Here is a 19,260-nt window from a genome sequence, read left to right as displayed (position 1 = left end):
GTTCAACAAAAACAAATAGCTAGTGGTGACCCGTAATGCCGCATTCCCCTGCTTTCGTGCGCAGTGGTGCCGCTCCGCGCGCCAGCGCCTTGCGCACTCTCCTCCTGGCTGGCTTTCCCGTGCTGTTGAGTGGCTGCGAAGCCGCCCTCGACCTGACCGCCGTGCACCGGCAGGCGGACCAGCCGAGCCAGCGTATCGACTACTACCAGGCCATGGCCGGCACGCCGCGGGTGACGCTGCTGGCCGGCAATGACGGCGTGCTGCTGGCCAGCCGCGACCAGGGCGCCAGCTGGCAACGCCGGCAGATCGCCCGTGGCGCCCACGTCATCGACCTCGACGCCTGCGCCAACGGCAGCTTCGTCGCCCTGGATTTCGCCGGAGGCCTCTGGCACAGCGCCGACGACGGCACCAGCTGGCGCCGCGTCGAACTGCCCAGCCAGGAGCAGATGATGACCGCCACCTGCGCGCCGGATGGCAGCTGGTGGGTCGCCGGCAGCTACAGCACCCTGCTCAGCAGCCGCGACCGGGGCGCGAGCTGGCAGACCAGCAGCCTGGACGAGGACGCCATGCTGACCACCCTGCAGTTCATCGACGAGCGGCAGGCGGTGGCCACCGGCGAGTTCGGCCTGGTGTTCACCAGCGAGGACGGCGGCCAGAGCTGGGAGCCCGCCGGCAGCCTGCCGGACGAGTTCTACCCCCACGCGGCGCATTTTCGCAGCCTCGCCGAAGGCTGGGTCGGCGGTCTCAACGGCTTCATCTACCACACCGCCGATGGCGGCGAGACATGGCAGCGCCAGGACACGCCGACCCGCGCGCCGATCTTCGCCTTCAGCGCCGGAGCCGACGGCCTGTTCGCCATCGGCGACCATAGCAGCGTGCTGCGCCTGGCCGGCGACCGCTGGCAGGCCCTGGCGCTGCCCAGCGAGCCGGTCTACCTGCGCGCCGCGGCGATGACCGCCGAGCACCGCCTGACCGTCGCCGGCGGCAAGGGGCTGCTGCTCGGCCTCGATACCCGCCCGTCCCTGACCGCCGCCCAAGCCCAGTGAGGCCCATGCCATGTCCCTGCATCAGTTCACGCATGTCTTCTACCTGGCCAAGGTCTGGCTGTTCCGCCATCCGCGCAGCGTGCTGCTGGTCATCGCCGCGCTGACGCTGCTGTTCGCCACGCGCATCCCGGCGCTGAAGATCTACACCGACTTCGCCGACCTGCTGCCGCAGCAGCATCCCTACATCCAGCTGCACAACGGCATCAAGGACACCTTCGGCGGCGCCAACGTACTGGTGATCGGCGTCGAGTTCGCCGACGGCGACCTGTTCAGCAACGCCAACCTGGCGACCATCGACCGCCTCACCCAGGGCGTCGACAGCCTGCCCGGGGTCAACCACAACCTGGTCAGCAGCCTGACCCACCGCAACTCGCGCAAGATCTGGCTGACCGAGGTCGGCTCGATCAACTCCGAGCCCTACTACCAGCCCGAATTCGGCCCGCTGGACGACGAGCAACTGGCGGCGATGAAGGCCGACGTGGTGGCCAACCCGCGGGTCTACGGCCCGCTGGTGTCACCGGACCTGAAGGTGGCGCTGGTCAAGGCGCAGCTGATCGAGGGCCAGCTCGACTATGAACAGACCTTCGCCCAGCTGCAGGCGCTGCGCCAGGGCGAGGCGCGCGACGGGGTGAAGATCTACGCCACCGGCCAGCCGGTGCTGGTGGGCTGGGCCTACACCTACATGGAGCAGATCCTGCAGATCTTCCTGTGCACCGTGCTGGCGATGCTGGCGCTGCTGGTGTTCCACTTCCGCAAGGCCTACGGCGTGCTGATCCCGCTCGGCGGGGTGCTGGTGTCGACCGTCTGGGGCCTGGGCATCATCAGCCTGCTGGGCTTCAACCTCGATCCGCTGGGCCTGGTGATTCCCTTCCTGATCGCCGCGCGGGCCATGAGCCACGGCGTGCAGCTGGTCGAGCGCTACTACGCCGAGGTGCGCGCGCTCGGCGACGGCCCGCTGGCGGCGCGCGCCACCTTCGACAGCCTGTTCCGCCCCGGCACCCTGGGCATCGCCTCGGACGCCATCGGCCTGGCGCTGATCGCCATCGGCTCCATCGCGCTGAACACCAAGCTGGGCATCTACGCCTCGCTGTGGGCGACCACGGTGATCTTCTCGGTGCTGATCGGCGTGCCGCTGCTGCTGTCGATCCTGCCGACGCCGAAAAACCCGCAGATCAAGGAAACCTTCCTGCGCCACGTCGGCGGCGTCTGCGCCGCGACCGTCGCCCGCCCCGGCGCGGCCGGCAAGCTGCTGGGCTGCGCCGCACTGGCGATCCTCGCCGGGCTCTGGGCCTCGTCGCAGGTGACCATCGGCGACTCCGAGCCGGGCTCGCCGATCCTCTATCCGGAGCACGACTACAACGTCTCCTCCAAGCAGATCAACCAGCGCTTCCCCGGCTCCGAGGAGCTGTACATCATCGCCGAGCATGCGGAAAAGGGCGGCATCAAGCGCCCCGAGGTGCTCGGCGCGCTGCAGGCGCTGCAGGCGCACATGCTCGCCGACCCCTCGGTGGGCGGCAGCAAGGGCCTGCCGGATCTGATCAAGCAGGTCAACCGGCTGATGCACAACGACGACCCGCGCTGGTTCCAGATCCCGCATGACGCCGATTACGTCGGCGGGCTGATGTTCACCTACATGGCCTCCAGCCCGATCCCCGGCGCGCTCAACGAGTTCAACGACACCGACGACCGCATCGCCAACCTGGTCTTCTACTACAAGGACCGCCAGGGCGAGACCATCCGCCGCGCCATGCACATGGCCAAGCAGTGGATCGCCGAGCACGGCGAGGAGGTGCCCGGCCTCTCCATCCGCCTGGCCGGCGGCACCCTGGGCGTCGCCGCGGCGATGAACGAGTCGGCCTTCGACACCAACCTGCTGGTGCTGCCGCTGGTGTTCCTGCTGATCTTCGCCTTCGTCATGGTCTTCTACACCAGCTGGCACGCCGGGCTGATGATGCTGATGGCGATGCTCTTCGCCACCGTGCTGACCTACGCCTACATGGGCCTGGCCGGCATGAGCATCGACATCAACACGGTGCCGGTGATCGCCGTCGGCATCGGCGTGGGCATCGACTACTCGATCTACATGATGGACCGCATCCGCGAGGAGATGGTCAAGAGCGGCCGGCTGGCCGCCGCCGTGCACCGCGCCATCGCCACCACCGGCATGGCGGTGAGCTTCACCGCCATGACCCTGATGGCCGGCATCGTCATGTGGGTGCTGCTCTCGGACCTGCGCTTCCAGGCCGACGCCGCGCTGCTGCTGTGCGTGATGATCGTGCTCAACGGTTTCACCTCGATGCTGCTGGTGCCCGCCTGGGTGCTGGTGTTCAAGCCGCGCTTCATCACCGATGCCTACGCAGACGAGGACGGGATCATCCACGCCGATCACGATCTGCCCGCCGAATCCCTGCCGGCGACCCCGCGGGTCGAGGCCGGGCTGCCACAGGGGACGGCGTCCCCGGCCTGAGGCCGGACGCGCTGCCCCCACCCCTGATCGCAAGAGGAACTGCCATGCAGAGAACAACAAGAAAAAACCTGCGCACCCTGGGACTCGCCATGCTCGGCGCTACCGGCGTGACCCTGATGCCCCTGGCCAGCGCATTGGCCGAGGAAGAAACCCGTTATACCGGCTACTACGAGAACGCCACCCACGTGCGTGATTCGGCCGGCCTGTCGAAATTCCGCAACACCCTGCAGCTCAATGCCGACCGCGTGCTGGAAGACCGTGGCGCGTTTCGCAACATCAAGTTCCACGGCACCTTCCGCGGCACCTACGACGGCGTCTACGACCTCAACTCCAGCGAGTACGGCAGCGGCGCGGGGGGCGCCATCCAGCTGGAGAACACCGCCGGCGGCAACTCGGTGGCGCATGGCGGCGGGCTGACCGTGCCCGGCACGCTGCTCGGCTTCGACCCGGCGCGCAACCCCAACGAGGGCATGATCGTGCTCGGCGAGAACCTGCACCGGACCCGCGGCGGCGTCGGCTTCGGCGTGCCGGTGCGGCCCTGCGACAAGGACAGCCGCGGCTGCATCGACGACTACCTGGATGCGGACACCAACGACCTGCGCTTCCCCGAATTCAACGAGCGCCTGGACTTCATCCGCGAGCTGTACCTGGACTTCGACCACGGCCTGCCCAACGGCGACATGGTCAGCTGGCGGGTCGGCAAGCAGCAGGTGATCTGGGGCCGCACCGACCTGTTCCGCGTGCTCGACGTGATCAACCCGGTCGACTTCTCGCGCAACAACATCTACGACGAGCTGGAGGACATCCGCATCCCGATGTGGATCGCCAAGGCCGACTGGCGCATGGGCGCCGGCGAGGTGTTCGACGACCTCAACCTGTCGTTCGTCTGGAACTTCGACAAGTTCCGCCCGCACAACCTCGGCCAGTGCGGCACGCCCAACGCGATCCTCGATGCGGCCTGCTTCTTCCGCGGCATGAACAACCTGTGGGAGAACGGCGGCACGGTGGCCAACTTCGCCGGCGCCAGTCCGGCCGGCGGCCTGGCCACCGACTTCGGCCCCGGGCAGATCGGTATCCGCAAGGCGCACATGCCGTCGTGGAGCCTGTCCAACACCCAGTTCGGGGTGAAGCTCGAAGGGGTCTACGGCGACCTCGGCTTCAGCCTCAACGCGCTGACCTATCGCTCGCAGCTGCCCTCGTTGCGCGGCGGCATCCCGGCGACCAACGCCTTCACCGGCGAGACCGCAGTGTGGCCGAGCCTGATCGCCTTCGACATCCACTTCCCGCGGGTCAACCTGGTCGGCGGCTCGCTGGACTACTACTCGCAGGCCATCGACACGGTGTTCCGCTTCGAAGTGGCGCACACCTCCGGCGAGGAGTTCGCCAACACCCTGCAGTCGCGGCTGTTCTCCGAGTCCGACGTGACCCGCTACGTGATCGGCGCCGACAAGAACGTGTTCATCCCCTTCCTCAACCCGGGCCGCGCCTTCCTCATCTCCGGCCAGCTGTTCGGCCAGCACATCCACGAGCACCAGGAGGAGAAGCGCGCCTGGGGCAAGGCCGGCATGCCGGACTGGGAGCAGAACTGGATCGCCACCCTGCTGTTCAAGGGCTGGTGGATGAACGACCGCCTCAGCCCGCAGCTGCTCGCCGCGCACGACTTCAAGGCCCAGGCCACCGCCATCGCGCCGAGCGTCGAGTACCTGTTCAACGACAACCTGCGGATCATCGCCGGCGCCAACGTCAAGGTCGGCCGCGGCGCCCGCGAGTTCGACGACTGCCGCAGCTGCAACCCCTGGGACCCCTTCACCAGCGCCGGCCAGCCGGCCGGCTACACCCTCGGCCTGGGCGGCTACGAGCCACTCGGCCGCTTCCGCGCCGGCCCCATCGGCATGGCGCAGAAGGAAGACGAACTGCAACTGACCCTGCGCTACAGCTTCTGATCACGAGGAACGGACACTATGAACAACAAGAACATCTTCCGTCTGAGCGCCCTGGGCCTGGCGCTGCTCGCCGCTGCCGCCCGCGCGGACGTGGTGGGGAACTCCTTCCAGCCCTACGCCGAGGGCAAGCCGGGCTTCGACGGCCTGAGCGTCGGCATGACCATCGACCAGTCCAACGTCGCGCGATTCAAGGAGATCATCGACCCTGCCTTCTACAGCTTCATCGAGAAGGGCTGGGCCGCGCTGAAGGTCGGCGAGACCACCTCCTTCGACCTCAACCCCAAGTACGTCGAGGCCACCCGCAACGGCATGGACAAGGTCAGGCTGGGCGCCAAGCCGGGCGAGATCGAGGGCTGGGCCGCCGGCCGGCCGTTCCCCCAGGAGCCGGACGCCAACGATCCGCGCGCCGGCGAGAAGCTGGCCTGGAACTACAAGTACGGCTACAACTGGGGCGACAGCGCGGCGATCTACCCGTTCTACTGGAAGTACCGTGACATGAACTCGGGCAAGGTCGAGCGCACCATCAAGTTCAACTTCCACTTCCTCAACTTCACCGGGCGGGTGATCCAGGAACCGACACCGGCGATCACCCCCAACCCCTCGCAACTGTTCCGCGGCATCTACGTCAACGTGCAGGAGCCGCATGACGTGCGCAACACCCAGCTGTTGATCCACCGCGCCGAGGACGACCTCAAGCGCGACAACTCCTGGCTCTACCTCGGCTTCCAGCGCCGCGTGCGCCGCCTGGCCACCGGCCAGGTGACCGACGCCTTCCTCGGTTCGGACCTGATGATCGAGGACTTCGAGGGCTACAACGGGCGCATCTCCGACATGAACTGGAGCTACAAGGGCACCCGCTACATGCTGATGCCGTTCTACAACCACAACGAGCTCAAGCTCGACGCCGAGACGCACAAGGACGGCGACGGCTACCAGGTGGTGGCCTTCGGCGGCCAGGGCGGCTGCTTCCCGGAGATCACCTGGCAGCTGCGCAAGGTCTACGAGGTCGAGGCCGCGCCGGTGGACGCCAGCCACCCGCTGGCCAAGCGCGTGCACTACATGGACGCGCAGACCTTCACCGTGCCGCGCACCATCTCCTACGACCGCAAGGGCGCGCTGTGGAAGACCTTCACCATCGGCCAGGCCCACCCGGACCACCACCTGCCGGTCAACCAGGGCAGCGGCGTGTCGATCGACGACAGCTTCAGCATGATCGACGTGCAGGCCATGCACTGCACCTCCGGCCAGTTCAAGGGGGTGGTCGACGCCAAGCTGAGCCCGCCGGAGATGTTCAGCGTGCAGCACATGCGCGCCACCGGCAACTGACCCGCCGCGCCGCCCGGTGCCCCTGCCGGGCGGCAACCTTCCCCGCCTGACGCGCCGGCCGGCCTCGTGCCGGTGCGCCGGGTGCCGTGCAGGAACCCAATCATGCAGAACAACGCGAACGCATCGGACCCGCTGCGCGACCAGCTCGTGCTGCTGACCGACAGCCAGGCCAACATCCTCTACGCCAGCCCGGCGCTGTGCCGGCACCTCGGCCGGAGCGCGGACGCCCTGACCGGGCAGCCGGCATCCATGCTGCGCCATCCGGACATGCCGGACGGGCCGTTGAAGGACCTGTGGGCGACCCTCGGCCGCGGCCAGCCGTGGATGGGGATGATGAAGAACCGCCGCGCCGACGGCCAGCCGCTCTGGGTCGATGCCTTCATCAGCCCGGTGTTCGACGGCGGCGTGGTCAGTGAATACCAGGCGATCTACCACCTGCCGGATGTCGCCGCCATCCAGCGCGCGGGCGATATCTATCGCATCCGCAGCCAGGGCCGGCAGCCGGCGGCATTGCGCTGGCGCTGGCTGGGCCGGACCCGTGCGCAGGTGCTGCTGGCCACGCTGGCGTTCGCCCCGCTCGGCCTGCTGGCGGCGAACACCGCGCCGGCTTTCGCGCTGGCGTTGCTGGCGGGCTGTGGCGCGTTCTGCTGGCTGCTGCTGAGCCTGCATGCGCGTCCGTTCGCCCGGCTGGTGGCGCAGAGCCGGCGCCTGGTCGAGCACCCGATCAAGCAACTGATCTACACCGGGCGGATCGACGAAATCGGCCAACTGCAGCTGGGCAACCGCCTGCAGGAGGCCCGCCTGGCCTCGATGGTGGCGCGCATCGGCGACAGCAGCGGACGGGTCGCCAGCCAGGCCGAGCGCACCCGCGAGCTGCTCGGCAGCGGCAACCGTGCGGCCGAGCGGCAGCAACAGGCGCTCGACGCGATCAGCGCGGCGGTCGAACAGCTCGGCGCGACCATCCGCGAAGTGGCCGGCAACACCGGCCATGCCGCCGAGCTGACCCGCCAGGCGCAGAGGCTCAGCGTCGAGGGGCAGGACCGGGCCAGCGCCGCGCAGCAGCGCATCGGCGCGCTGGCCGGCACCCTGGACCATTCCGCCGAAGCGATCGGCGTGCTGAGCCGGCACAGCCAGGCCATCGGCGGCATCCTCGAAGTGATTCGCGGCATCGCCGAACAGACCAACCTGCTGGCCTTGAACGCCGCCATCGAAGCCGCCCGGGCCGGCGACAACGGCCGCGGTTTCGCCGTGGTCGCCGACGAGGTGCGCTCCCTGGCGCGGCGCACCCAGGCTTCCACCGACGAGATCCAGCAGATGATCGAGGCCCTGCGCCAGGGCACGGGCGAGGTGGTCAGCCGCATGCAGCAGGGGTTGGAACAATCGCGGGCCAGCGTCGAGCAGGTCGCGGCCACGTCCCGGGCGCTGGCCGACATCACCCGCCATGTCGCCGACATCGCCGCCGTCAGCGGGCAGATCGCCGAGGCGGGCACGCAGCAGGGCGCGGCGGCCGAAGAGATCAACCAGAAGCTCTGCGCCTTGCAGGAGCTGGCCCGCCACAGCCTGCAGCTGCAGCACGACAGCTATGGCGTGGCGGACGAGGTCAGCCGCCAGGCCGGGCGGCAACGAGCCTTGCTCATGCAGATGAATTGACAACCAACACGGAGAGCCGAGGATTTGTTCGCGGCCGTTACATCCAGATCAGGCGCGCCGCCTTGCCAATGGCGTAGCGCGTCCGATTCCGGGGTCGGGTAATTGGTGCGCTACGCGATCACATCACCGTCGCTGATCAGCCTACTGAGGCCAAGAGTGCGGGTGAGCCCGCTCGGGCTTCCGGTCGCATGCTCTATTCCCAGCCAGCAGAACCGCCGGGCTAGTAAATGCGGGCCTTTGGCGGCTGGCCAATGAGGATATGCGGCGGGGCCAGGTAGTCGTCGCGGGAGAACAGGCCTTTGCGACTGGTGCCGGCCTCGGGTTGGCTCATGCGGTGGCCCGTTTGGCAGCCAGTTCGGCTTCGCGTTCGGCGATGGCTCGCTCCAGCTCGGGGGAGCGCTTGGCCCATTGTTCGGGCGGCAGGGGTTGCGACCATTCGACGATGGCAGGATCGGTCAGGTCGGGTGGTGGAGACAGTTTTTTCCGCTCTATCAGGTCGATAAGCAGGGTGTTGAACACGATCAAGCCGCAGAACCCTTCCCATAGCAACGCTAGAAACCACCCCTTGCGCTGGGCCGCTTCGAGCAGATCGTCGATATAGGTGGCCCATATGCCCTTGCTGCGACTAAGACGATAGGTATTGTCGGATACGGCTTCCGGGCCGATCTCCATATAGCTGCGCATGCACTCCCATAGGCGCATGGCCGTGGTGCCGCCGCCACAACTGAAGCCCAGGGTGAAATGCCTGTCTGCCTCCCTGGCAGTCGGGTCGGGATTGGTAAAGCCGACCACCAGCAGCCCCTGGGTGGTCTTGCCATGTTGGCCGATCGAGGAAACGGCGGTGGCGGCGGCGGTCACCTGCTCCCAGGGCACGATCCAGTAGCCGCCATCCTTCTGTGGCACGCAGACTTCGCGGCGCTGACGGTTGAAACGCACAGGGAGGGGAACGGGTTGGGTCAGGCTGTGAAGCAAGATCAGGATGGGAATACCCACCATGCAAAAAGCCAGCAAGAGCATCCACCAGAAATACTCACCCGCACTCCTCTCGTTGTAGACGGCAAAAACAAAAATCAGGAATACCGGCCATATCACCATCACGGCTGAGCCAATACTGTAAGAACCGATATCGAGAAATACCTCGTTCTTGCGCCAGATGGTATTGAGCACATCCCTAGGCGGCTGACCGGTGGGGATATGGGGTGGGGCCAGGTAGTCGTCGCGGGAGAACAGGCCTTTGCGGCTGGTGCCGGCTTCGGGTTGGCTCATTCGGTGGCCCGCTCAGCGTTTAGCTCGGCCTCGCGCTCGGCGATGGCTCGCTCCAGCTCGGGGGAGCGCGTGGCCCATTGTTCGGGCGGCAGGGGTTGCGACCATTCGACGATGGCAGGATCGGTCAGGTCGGGAGGGGGAGCCAGTTTCAGGTTCTGGAGTTTCTCGGCGAAGTAGGTGCCCAGGAAGATCACGAAGAACAGACCATGCAGAACGTCCTTGATATCGCCCTTGCGCAGGCTGGTCACGATGGAGCCTATCTGGGTTTCCTCATATGGCCGCTTGCCCAGGCGTGTATCGGGTACGGCCTGCGGGCCGATCTCCATATAGCTGCGCATACACTCCCATAGGCACATAGCGGTGGTACCGCCGCCACAACTGAAGCCCTGGGTGAAATGTCTGTCCACTTCCTTGGCATTCGGATCGGGGTTGATGAACCCGACCACCAGCATGCCCTGGGTGGTCTTGCCATGCTGGCCAACCGAGGAGACGGCGGTGGCGGCGGCGGTCACCTGTTCCCAGGGCACGATCCAGTAGCTGCCATCCTTCTGTGGTACGCAGACTTCGCGGCGCTGGCGGTTGAAGCGTACGGGGGGGGGGACAGGTTGAACCAGCAGGTACAGCAGCATCAGGATAGGAAAAATCACAAGACAGAAAATAATGTACCAATAAGCAACATCGAGCTCTTTTAGCGGGGGCATCAGCCAGAGGCACAGCAACAGAGGGGGCCACATCACCATGACGAACGAGCCAATGCTGTAAGAACCGATATCGAGAAATACCTCGTTCTTGCGCCAGATGGTATTGAGCACATCCTTAGGCGGCTGGCCGGTGGGGATATGCGGTGGGGCCAGGTAGTCGTCGCGGGAAAAAAGGCCGTTGCGGCTGCTGCCGGCTTCGGGTTGGTTCATACGGTGGCCCGTTCGGCGGCCAGTTCGGCTTCGCGTTCGGCGATGGCTCTCTCCAGCTCGGGGGAGCGCTTGGCCCATTGCTCGGGCGGCAGGGGTTGCGACCATTCGACGATGGCGGGGTCGGTCAGGTCGGGAGGGGGAGACAGTTTTTTCCGCTCTATCAGGTCGATAAGCAGGGTGTTGAACACGATCAGGCCGCAGAACCCTTCCCATAGCAACGCTAGAAACCATCCCTTGCGCTGGGCCGCTTCGAGCAGATCGTCGATATAGGTGGCCCATATGCTCTTGCTGCGACTAAGACGATAGGTATTGTCGGATACGGCCTCCGGGCCGATTTCCATATAGCTGCGCATGCACTCCCATAGGCGCATGGCCGTGGTACCACCGCCACAACTGAAGCCCAGGGTGAAATGCCTGTCTGCCTCCCTGGCATTCGGATCGGGATTGGTGAAACCGACCACCAGCAGCCCCTGAGTGGTCTTGCCATGCTGGCCAATTGAGGAGACGGCGGTGGCGGCGGCGGTCACCTGTTCCCAGGGCACGATCCAGTAACTGCCATCCTTCAGCGGCACGCAGACCTCACGGCGGTGGCGGTTGAAGCGTACGGGGGGGGGCACGGGCTGGGTCAGGCTATGAAGCAGAATCAGGATGGGGATACCGAGCATAATGGAAAACAGTATCGTCAACCCAGTATTCCGCCCGACAAAACCGCCCGTGTTCCAGAGGATAAGAATAGCGAGCATCAGGCATGGCCATAGCACCATGACCGCCGAGCCAATACTGTAAGAACCGATATCGAGAAATACCTCGTTCTTGCGCCAGATGGTATTGAGCACATCCCTGGGCGGCTGGCCGGTGGGGATATGCGGCGGGGCCAGGTAGTCGTCGCGGGAGAACAGGCCGTTGCGGCTGCTGCCGGCTTCGGGTTGGCTCATGCGGAATCCTTGGGTTGCAGATACTCGGTGCCATCCAGGCGGTGGGGCGTGGCGCGGTCCAGTTCCGGGGTTGGGTCGTCGGCGCGCAGTTCAATCACCTCGCCGTCGGTCAGCAGCCCGCTGGGGCCAAGGGCGTAGGCGAGCCCACGGGGGCCGCCGATCACGTTCTCCAGGCCGGCCAGCAGGGACACCGGGCTGTGGTAGCGCAGGCGCAGCGAGGCGCGGTTCTTCGACCAGCAGCAGCCGGCCAGGTAATTCTGCATGGGGGTGGCCTGGCGCGAACAGGCATGGAGGTAGGCGCCGCCGAGGCCGAGCAGCAGCAGGTTGATCGGCCCCATGCCCAGCCTGACCGTGGGGGGAGCGCCAGCTTCGGGCTGGCTCATGCAGCGGTTCGCTCGCTGGCCAGTTCGGCTTCGCGCTGGATAATGGCCTGCTCCAGTTCGGGAGAGCGTTTGGCCCATTGCTCTGGTGGCAAGGGCTGCGACCATACGATGATGGCGGGATCGGTGAAGTCGGGCGGAGGGGCAAGTTTCCAGTGTTGCAACATCAAGATCAACGGCCCACCAAAGGCAAAGATGGTGAAACACAGCCAGAGGGCTTTTCCATATTCACCAGCCTTGAGGTGATCTCTGATACCCACGTAATAAGTCCACCATGCTCCCCAAAAAGGTCCTTTTCCTCCCAAGTTTTCATGGAGATTATCCAAGTCGTTCAAGTGAGGAACAGCCTGCGGGCCGATCTCCATATAGCTGCGCATGCACTCCCATAGGCGCATGGCGGTGGTGCCGCCGCCACAGCTGAAGCCCAGGGTGAAGTGTCTATCCGACTCCTTGGCATTTGGATCGGGGTTGATGAACCCGACCACCAGCATGCCCTGGGTGGTCTTGCCATGCTGGCCAACCGAGGAGACGGCGGTGGCGGCGGCGGTCACCTGTTCCCAGGGCACGATCCAGTAGCTGCCATCCTTCTGTGGTACGCAGACTTCGCGGCGCTGGCGGTTGAAGCGTACGGGGGGGGGGACAGGTTGAACCAGCAGGTACAGCAGCATCAGGATAGGAAAAATCACAAGACAGAAAATAATGTACCAATAAGCAACATCGAGCTCTTTTAGCGGGGGCATCAGCCAGAGGCACAGCAACAGAGGGGGCCACATCACCATGACGAACGAGCCAATGCTGTAGGAGCCGATATCGAGAAACACCTCGTTCTTGCGCCAGATGGTATTGAGCACATCCCTGGGCGGCTGGCCGGTGGGGATATGCGGCGGGGCCAGGTAGTCGTCGCGGGAGAACAAGCCTTTGCGGCTGGTGCCGGCTTCGGGTTGGCTCATACGGAATCCTTGGGTTGCAGGTGCTCGGTGCCGTCCAGGCGTTGGGCCGTGGCGCGATCCAACTCTGGGGTCGGGTCGTCGGCGCGCAGTTCGATCACTTCGCCGTCGGTCAGAAGCCCGCTGGGGCCAAGGGTGTAGGCGAGTCCGCGGGGGCCGCCGATCACGTTCTCCAGGCCGGCCAGCAGGGCCACCGGACTGTGGTAGCGCAGGCGCAATGAGGCGCAGGTCAACGGCCGGGCGAAGGCGCCGCTCAGGCGCAGGCCCTGGCCTTCACCCGTCGGTATCCAGGTGCAGCGGCTGCCGCCGAGCCAGGTGGCGCCCAGGTCGGTCGGCGTGCCTCGGGTGCCTTCGCCGAATATCCTGGCGCTGGCCGGGGTGGGATTGCCGATCAGGGCCAGTTCGACCTGCACGCTGTCGGGATCGGCCCCCGGCAGGTCGAGGGTCAGGGCGGCGATGCCGTCCTGGGTGACGGTATCGCCCGCCGTGCCGGCGATCCGCACGCTTTCTGTCCGCAGGCCCAGCCGCGGTTTATACAGCAGGGCAAGCAACTGCTCGAATTCGGCTACTTGCTGTTGCGCAGCCAAGCTTTCGCGCTTGTAGGCGCGGCCACGCGACCAGCAGCACCCGGCCAGGTAGTTCTGCAAGGGCGTGGCCTGGCGCGACCAGGCATAGAGATAGAGCCCGCCCAGCCCCAGCAACAGCAAATTGAGCGGCCCCATCCCCAATCGGAAGCGGCGGATGGCGGTGGGGGTGTCAATCCTGTTGGCCAGGCGCATTCCGGTTAGACCAAGCCCCAGAAGGCTTTGCGCGCCATAAACCGCCATCTGCCCAGTAACAGCCAGTCGTCTAGTCTCCAGCCAGGGATCGATACGGCTTTGCGCGTTTTCGATTTGTAGCTTTAGCGAATCGAGTTCGTTGCGTGCAGCAACTGCTGATATGCCTCCCACTACTCCTCCAAACAAGGTCAGGGTTGGAGCCGTGAAGGATCGGCTGAAGGGAAGTGTTGCTGTTAGTTCCTGCATCCCCCGCCCAATAATCATCCAGTTCTGCACCACCGCTGTCAGGGCCGCGGCGGCGAACAGGGTGGCGGACAGATGTTCGGCACGGCGCTGGGCGCCTTCCCCTTCGAGCAGGCCGGCCTGGCTAGCGTAGTTGCTGGCGTTCAGGGCGTTGAGCAGCAGCGCGGCCAGCGGCAGCAGGCCGCCGCTGTTCTTCACGGCCGGGGACTGCATTACGCCGGCGGCGTTGCCGCTGCGGATGGCCTGCGCGGTATTGCGCGTCCACTGTTGCAGGGCGTCGGCCTTTTCGCCCAGCAGGCGCCAGACTTCCACGCCGTTCTCCAGGCCGCGCACCAGGCGCGAGTCCTGGCCGAAGCGCGCCACCAGCAGCAGGCCCATCCACTGGCCGGCGAGGCCGGCCTGGGTCTTGCCGGCGAGCAGCGCCGCCCCCAGGCGCGAGACGGTTCCGGCCCAGTAGCCCTCGACATCGTCGGCGAGCCGCTCCAGGGCGCGCAGGGCGGCTTCGTCCAGGGTCTTGCCCAGTGCCGTGCGGGTATCGGCCAGGTTGTCGAGGCTGAGCGCGGCGGCCAGTTCGTTCAAGCGGTTGGTGCTGTTGACCGCCGCCTCCAGCGACGGACTCCAGGCATGGAAGACCAGGCGCAGGCTGCCGGGGTCGTCGGAGCGCACGTAGCCGGCGAACTGTTCGGCGCCTTGCTGGCGGCTGCACTGGGCGCTGAGGCAGGCGTCGGCCAGTTCGTCGAGCCAGCGCTGGTGCGCAGGATCGGCGTAGTCGACGAACCAGGTGCCCGAGGCATGGCGGGGCAGGAACTGGCCGCGGTCGGCATAGAGCGCCTGATGGCGTTCTTCCACCTGGCGATAGTGGGCTGGGGCCTCCTGGTCGAGCCAGGCGTCCAGCCGTTCCAGGTCGATATGCTCGGTGACCTGCGCATGGGCGCGGCCACCGGCCAGGTTGGCGACCTTTTCCTTGCGGTACTCGCGCACGACGTATTCGACTTCTCCGTGCAGATCGGGCGGTATGAAGCCGCGCACCGGTGCCGTGGTGGCGGCCACCTCGGCATGTACCCCGGCCAGTTCCGCATCGGCCTGGGCATGGTTGTAGCGACGGCCGCGCTCCTGGTTGATGCGGCTCTCTTCCCTGAACAGTGCTTCGAGCCGATGCTGGCTGGCCAGGATGGTTTCGCCCTGGTCGGGGGTGATCTGGATATCGCGGTCACGGTAGCGGTAGTTGAGCAGGTTGGCCACTTCGCCGCCGTCCTCGCGGATCAGGCTGCGGATGAAGCCACCGACGCTCTGGCGCAGGTTGTTGTCGGCGATCCAGTGCTCATGGCCAGCCTCCAGGCGTTCCTGCTCGTGGTTGAGGTCGCGCAGCACGCCCAGGTCGTCGTCGAGGGCGGCAAACACCGCATGCAGCGCGCCGGCATCGCTACGTGCCCGGGTGAGCCAGGCGTCGCTGGCGGGGACGTCCCAGGCGACCGCGCTCCATTCGCCCGGCCCCTGCTGTGCCGCTTCGGGATGGCGTGCGGCGGCCCGTTCGCGCTCGGCCAGCCAGGTGCGAGCATCCACATAGGCCTGTACGTTCTCGGCGCTGGGCGCTTCCATCATCCGCCTGCCCAGGGCGTCCACACCTTCGCGGTGGGCGCCGCCGTTGCGCGCATGCTCGTGGGCCAGGGCTTTTTCGCGCACTTCGGGCATCAGTTCCGCCAGTACCCGGTCGGCGTTGTCGAGGGTTGGGCAGTGCGGCGCTTCCAGGCTATGGGCCACTTGCGTGAGGGCGATATGACGCATGCGCTCGCCGGGATTTTCCGCCAGATGCTGGCGAGCCCCGGTGGGCAAGGGGATTTCGCTGTACAGCAGCCAGGCGTCGTGGCGTTTGTCCAGGGCGATACCGACCGACTGGCCGTTCATGGGCAGGGTGTCGTCGTCATCCAGGGCCTGTTCCAGCAGCAGGCCGTCGCTCGCCACGGCGTAGCGACGCAGAGGGCCTTCGTGGTGCCAGAGATAGAGGAAGCCGGGGCGCAGGCGGCGCAGTGCCATCGGGTGGCTTTGCGACGTGGTGCCAGGCTGGACGCAGGCATGTTCCGCCGGCTGTTCGCCCAGTGCATAACGGGTCGGGACGATGAAGACTTCCGCCTGGCGGGCCGGGCAGGCGGCAACCGGGCTGGTCAGTTCTTCCCGGGAGAAATTCCGTTGGGCGGCCTTGTTGGCGGCGGCCAGGTTCAGCGCCTGGTCCTGGGCGTCGGTGGTCATTGGGCGACTTCCTTGTCGATCAGCAATTGCCGTTGAAGTTCGAGTGCCAGATGGTCCAGGCATTGCTCGGGGCGTAACTGCGGGGTGTCGAGTATCCGGCGATAGTTCTCATGGCCCTGGTCGTGCGGGAAGTCCGCTCCCAGCACGGCGCAGAGGTTGGCCCATTGCGCAACCTGATCGGCCGCGCCATAGCCATGGGCACCGGCACCCTGGCGACAGCGGATGGCCCAGGCCTGCCGTGCGGCAGGATCGTTGCCCGCCAGGCAGTCGGGAAAGTGCTGGTCGATATGGGCGAGCAGGTGCCGGTCGAAGGTTTCCAGTTGAGCGCGGTTGAGCCGTGCGGTCTGCTCGTCGCTCAGATGCAGCCAGGGCGTGTCGTCATAGCGGGCCGCGGGAGACGGTGTCCGGCGCTGGAGTTCGATCGCCTCGGCGCCTGCTTCCGAGGGGAGACGCATGCGCAGTATCGGGCCCATCAGCCGTTCACGCTCGTCCGCCGGCAGCTCGGGTAGCCAGTGCCGCATGATCCGCGGATCGTGGTAGCGCAGCAGCACGGTGGCGCCTTGTACGTCGGCATGCACGAGGCTGCGCAGATGCTCGATCAGCTCGGGCTCGCTGGCATCGGTCTCCAGCCACAGTCCGGCCCGGGCCTGCCAGTGTTCGACGAAGTGCCGTTCCAGACGGCTGTCGGAAGCGAGCCGTATCAATACCGGGCCGGCATCGGCCAGTGGCTCGTAGCGGGTGCTCCGGTAGAGCGGGTGCAATGCAGGCGCTTCTTCCAGCTGATGGAGCTGTAGCGGCAGGTTCTCGATCTGGGCGCCGTCGAGCAGCAGATAGGTCCGGTTCATCGGTCGGCCTCCTGCTGGCAGATGGCGCAGAACGGCTGGGCCTGGACGGCAGCGCGCCGTAGCGCCTGCTCCTGCGCCTGGATCAGCAGATTACCCGCCTTGTCGGTATCGGCCGGCCGCGTCTGTCCCGGCAGGATCGGCTTCGCGCCCGGGCCCTTGCCTGGCGTGCCGCCGGAATTCATCTTGATCGCCGCGCCGTTCAGCGTTACGCCGCCCGGATCGAGCTTGAGGAAGCTGCCGCCGGCTGCGGCGGTGAGTTCCGTGCCAGCGTCGATCACCACCTTGTCGCCGGCGTAGTAGTGGATCTCGTCACCCGCCTCGACGAACTGCCCGTTGCCGATCCGGATGTGCTGGTCGCGGCCCACCGTCAGGTGGTCGCTGGCCCTGACTTCCGTTTTGCGGTTGCCGTGGGTGGTGCGGTGTTCCTCGGCCTGGAATTCGCTGTAGGCGTTGGCTTCCACGCGGTCGTGGCGCTCGTGGCCGACGCGGATCTTCTGGTCGTGCTCGATGTTCTGGTCCCAGTCGCGCTGGGCATGGAGGTAGATCTGTTCGGCGCCTGCCCTGTCCTCGATGCGCAGCTCGTTGTAGCCATCGCCGCCCGGCGAGCTGAGGGTCTTGAACACCGATCGGGTCTTGTGCGCCGGCAGCTCGTAGGGTGCGACGTGCTCGGCGTGGTAGAGGCAGCCGGTGACCAGTGGCTGGTCGGGGTCGCCTTCGAGGAAGGTGACCAGCACTTCCATGCCCACCCGCGGGATGGCGACGCCGCCGTAGCGGTCGCCGGCCCAGCTGCTGGAGACGCGCAGCCAGCAGCTGCTCTTGTCGTCGCGTGCGCCTTCGCGGTCCCAGTGCTCTCTGTCCCAGTGGAAGTGCACCTTCACGCGGCCGTACGGGTCGCAGTGGATCTCCTCGCCGGGAGGGCCGGTAACCACGGCGGTCTGGCTGCCGAGGATTTTCGGTTTCGGGTGTTTCAGGGGCGGGCGGTAGGGGATGTCCCAGGGGGTGGCGAGGAAGCGGTTGCGGTAGCCCTGTTGGAAGCCGTCGTCTGGCTGGGTATCGCTGGGCGCCGACTCTTCCAGCACTTGCGGCTGGCGGCCTTCGTGGATCACGTCGTTGAGCAGCCAGAGGTCGTTCCACTGCTGGCGCGGATGGTCGCTGAGCGCGAGGAAGTGGCCGCAGGCGAGAAAGGCGTCGCTCCGGCCCTCGGCCAGTTCATAGTCCGTGCGCAGGCGTTCCAGGCTGCGCCGGGCCAGATGCTTGCCGCGCGTGCGGTCGGTGAAGCGGCCTGGGTAGTCGTATACCTCCAGTGCCGGGCTGAACTCGCTGCGGTAGTCCGCCTCCATCTGCAGCCTGGGCTGCTCGAAATCGTAGTCGCGCCAGCTGGCGTGGGTGCTGCGGGTTTCCAGGCGCACGCCGAAGGCGCGCACCACTTCGTGCTCGGCGGCCAGGCCGCTGTCCTGCCGGTAGTTCAGCGGGGCAAGGCGGGGAAACACGGTCTGGTCGTCGCCGAACACCAGCAGGTGGCGGTCCGCGCTGTGCTGGAAGTGGAAGCTGAGGCCTTCCTCCTCGCACAGGCGCTGGATGAAGTGCAGGTCGGACTCGTCGTACTGCACGCAGTAATCGCGTTCGGGGTAGGCGTAGGGGCCGAGCTGGAAAAGGTAGTCGCTGCCGCCGAGCAGGCCGTGGTCTTCGAGCACTGCGGCGATGATCTGCGGCACCGTCCGCTGCTGGAAGATGCGCTGGTCGAAGCAGTGCCCCAGATAGGTCAGGGCCGGCCGCAGGTCGATGCGGTAGCGGGTCAGGCGCTTGCCCGAATCGCCCTGCTCGATACCGTAGACGATGCCGTGCACGCCCTTGCCGCCGGGGCCGAAGGAGAGGTAGGCGGGCTGGTTGATCAGCGCATCGAGGTCGAGATCGGGGCGCTCGCTGACCAGCTCGATATCGAAGCAATAGGGGTGGTTGAGCCTCTCCCGGCCTTCGAAGCCTGCTACCTGCAGGCCGGTTTCATGACTTGCGATGGCGAGGGTGATGTGCGCCTGGTTGGCATCCCGCATGCCTTGGCCTCCTTCCTTGGGTTAGGCGAAGGCCGGAGGGTGACCGATGGCGGTGTCCAGTTCAACAACCACGGCTCCAGAGCATGCATCAGGTCAAGAAATGCCCGATCTTGCGCGGCTCAAGCGCGCCGGTCCTCGTGCAGCCGCTCCAGCTCGCGGGTGACCGTTACGCCAGGCGTAACGTTCGCCCGGTCGGCTTGATTGATGACCCCCCGGTCACCTCC

The 19,260-nt window shown here is 66.4% G+C and carries 13 protein-coding genes; 5 read left to right on the top strand and 8 right to left on the bottom strand.

What is annotated here, in order from left to right:
- The first annotated feature begins 35 nt into the window (after window positions 1–35).
- The 5 genes from CXK94_RS02800 to CXK94_RS02780 all read left to right on the top strand — a co-directional run bounded on the left by CXK94_RS02800 (window position 36) and on the right by CXK94_RS02780 (window position 8,432).
- Window positions 36–1,046 (top strand): YCF48-related protein, encoded by a 1,011-nt coding sequence (locus CXK94_RS02800; protein ID WP_102893186.1) that lies wholly within the window; start codon window positions 36–38, stop codon window positions 1,044–1,046.
- A 10-nt stretch (window positions 1,047–1,056) separates the two neighbouring features.
- A complete protein-coding gene (locus CXK94_RS02795; RefSeq protein ID WP_102893185.1) occupies window positions 1,057–3,513 on the top strand; it encodes an efflux RND transporter permease subunit in 2,457 nt (818 codons plus the stop codon).
- Window positions 3,514–3,557: 44 nt separating this feature from the next.
- Complete coding sequence (locus CXK94_RS02790; RefSeq protein ID WP_219726479.1) at window positions 3,558–5,456, top strand: DUF1302 domain-containing protein; 1,899 nt, start codon at window positions 3,558–3,560, stop codon at window positions 5,454–5,456.
- A gap of 18 nt (window positions 5,457–5,474) precedes the next feature.
- Window positions 5,475–6,782: a DUF1329 domain-containing protein gene (locus CXK94_RS02785; protein ID WP_102893183.1), complete on the top strand. Its 1,308-nt coding sequence runs from the start codon at window positions 5,475–5,477 to the stop codon at window positions 6,780–6,782.
- Between the two features lie 102 nt (window positions 6,783–6,884).
- Window positions 6,885–8,432: a methyl-accepting chemotaxis protein gene (locus CXK94_RS02780; protein ID WP_102893182.1), complete on the top strand. Its 1,548-nt coding sequence runs from the start codon at window positions 6,885–6,887 to the stop codon at window positions 8,430–8,432.
- 327 nt (window positions 8,433–8,759) lie between these two features.
- Here CXK94_RS02780 and CXK94_RS02775 read toward each other — a convergent pair whose 3' ends face one another.
- The 8 genes from CXK94_RS02775 to tssI are packed head-to-tail and all read right to left on the bottom strand — an operon-like array spanning window position 8,760 to window position 19,036.
- Window positions 8,760–9,698 carry a DUF6708 domain-containing protein gene (locus CXK94_RS02775; protein ID WP_102893181.1) on the bottom strand — a complete coding sequence of 313 codons (939 nt, stop codon included), beginning with the start codon at window positions 9,696–9,698 and terminating at the stop codon, window positions 8,760–8,762.
- Entirely contained in the window at window positions 9,695–10,609 is a 915-nt protein-coding gene (locus CXK94_RS02770) for a DUF6708 domain-containing protein (RefSeq protein WP_102893180.1), read from the bottom strand. The genes CXK94_RS02775 and CXK94_RS02770 overlap by 4 nt, the downstream gene beginning before the upstream one ends.
- Window positions 10,606–11,544 carry a DUF6708 domain-containing protein gene (locus tag CXK94_RS02765; protein WP_102893179.1) on the bottom strand — a complete coding sequence of 313 codons (939 nt, stop codon included), beginning with the start codon at window positions 11,542–11,544 and terminating at the stop codon, window positions 10,606–10,608. Before CXK94_RS02765 ends, CXK94_RS02770 begins: the two co-directional genes overlap by 4 nt.
- Window positions 11,541–11,927, bottom strand: a complete 387-nt coding sequence (locus tag CXK94_RS02760; protein ID WP_146032294.1) for a hypothetical protein — start codon at window positions 11,925–11,927, stop codon at window positions 11,541–11,543. The genes CXK94_RS02765 and CXK94_RS02760 overlap by 4 nt, the downstream gene beginning before the upstream one ends.
- Window positions 11,924–12,874 (bottom strand): DUF6708 domain-containing protein, encoded by a 951-nt coding sequence (locus tag CXK94_RS02755; protein ID WP_102893177.1) that lies wholly within the window; start codon window positions 12,872–12,874, stop codon window positions 11,924–11,926. The genes CXK94_RS02760 and CXK94_RS02755 overlap by 4 nt, the downstream gene beginning before the upstream one ends.
- Entirely contained in the window at window positions 12,871–16,140 is a 3,270-nt protein-coding gene (locus CXK94_RS02750) for a toxin VasX (RefSeq protein WP_102893176.1), read from the bottom strand. Before CXK94_RS02750 ends, CXK94_RS02755 begins: the two co-directional genes overlap by 4 nt.
- Window positions 16,137–16,985, bottom strand: a complete 849-nt coding sequence (locus tag CXK94_RS02745; RefSeq protein ID WP_102893175.1) for a DUF4123 domain-containing protein — start codon at window positions 16,983–16,985, stop codon at window positions 16,137–16,139. Before CXK94_RS02745 ends, CXK94_RS02750 begins: the two co-directional genes overlap by 4 nt.
- On the bottom strand, window positions 16,982–19,036 hold the full coding sequence (gene tssI, locus CXK94_RS02740; protein WP_102893174.1) for a type VI secretion system tip protein VgrG: 2,055 nt from the start codon (window positions 19,034–19,036) through the stop codon (window positions 16,982–16,984). Before tssI ends, CXK94_RS02745 begins: the two co-directional genes overlap by 4 nt.
- Window positions 19,037–19,260: the final 224 nt, after the last annotated feature.

Origin of the sequence: Stutzerimonas stutzeri, from assembly GCF_002890915.1 — a bacterium.
In the GTDB taxonomy this organism is placed as follows: domain Bacteria; phylum Pseudomonadota; class Gammaproteobacteria; order Pseudomonadales; family Pseudomonadaceae; genus Stutzerimonas; species Stutzerimonas stutzeri_AF.
Note: the sequence above shows the minus strand (reverse complement) of the source record. Positions and strands in the feature narration are given on the sequence as shown.

Bases quoted from the DNA above. Each gene is read 5' to 3' on its own strand.
- CXK94_RS02775 (WP_102893181.1), bottom strand. From the start codon at position 9,698: ATGAGCCAACCCGAAGCCGGCACCAGCCGCAAAGGCCTGTTCTCCCGC.
- CXK94_RS02765 (WP_102893179.1), bottom strand. From the start codon at position 11,544: ATGAGCCAACCCGAAGCCGGCAGCAGCCGCAACGGCCTGTTCTCCCGC.
- CXK94_RS02800 (WP_102893186.1), top strand. From the start codon at position 36: ATGCCGCATTCCCCTGCTTTCGTGCGCAGTGGTGCCGCTCCGCGCGCC.
- CXK94_RS02745 (WP_102893175.1), bottom strand. From the start codon at position 16,985: ATGAACCGGACCTATCTGCTGCTCGACGGCGCCCAGATCGAGAACCTG.
- CXK94_RS02770 (WP_102893180.1), bottom strand. From the start codon at position 10,609: ATGAACCAACCCGAAGCCGGCAGCAGCCGCAACGGCCTTTTTTCCCGC.
- CXK94_RS02790 (WP_219726479.1), top strand. From the start codon at position 3,558: ATGCAGAGAACAACAAGAAAAAACCTGCGCACCCTGGGACTCGCCATG.
- CXK94_RS02755 (WP_102893177.1), bottom strand. From the start codon at position 12,874: ATGAGCCAACCCGAAGCCGGCACCAGCCGCAAAGGCTTGTTCTCCCGC.
- CXK94_RS02795 (WP_102893185.1), top strand. From the start codon at position 1,057: ATGTCCCTGCATCAGTTCACGCATGTCTTCTACCTGGCCAAGGTCTGG.
- tssI (WP_102893174.1), bottom strand. From the start codon at position 19,036: ATGCGGGATGCCAACCAGGCGCACATCACCCTCGCCATCGCAAGTCAT.
- CXK94_RS02780 (WP_102893182.1), top strand. From the start codon at position 6,885: ATGCAGAACAACGCGAACGCATCGGACCCGCTGCGCGACCAGCTCGTG.
- CXK94_RS02750 (WP_102893176.1), bottom strand. From the start codon at position 16,140: ATGACCACCGACGCCCAGGACCAGGCGCTGAACCTGGCCGCCGCCAAC.
- CXK94_RS02760 (WP_146032294.1), bottom strand. From the start codon at position 11,927: ATGAGCCAGCCCGAAGCTGGCGCTCCCCCCACGGTCAGGCTGGGCATG.
- CXK94_RS02785 (WP_102893183.1), top strand. From the start codon at position 5,475: ATGAACAACAAGAACATCTTCCGTCTGAGCGCCCTGGGCCTGGCGCTG.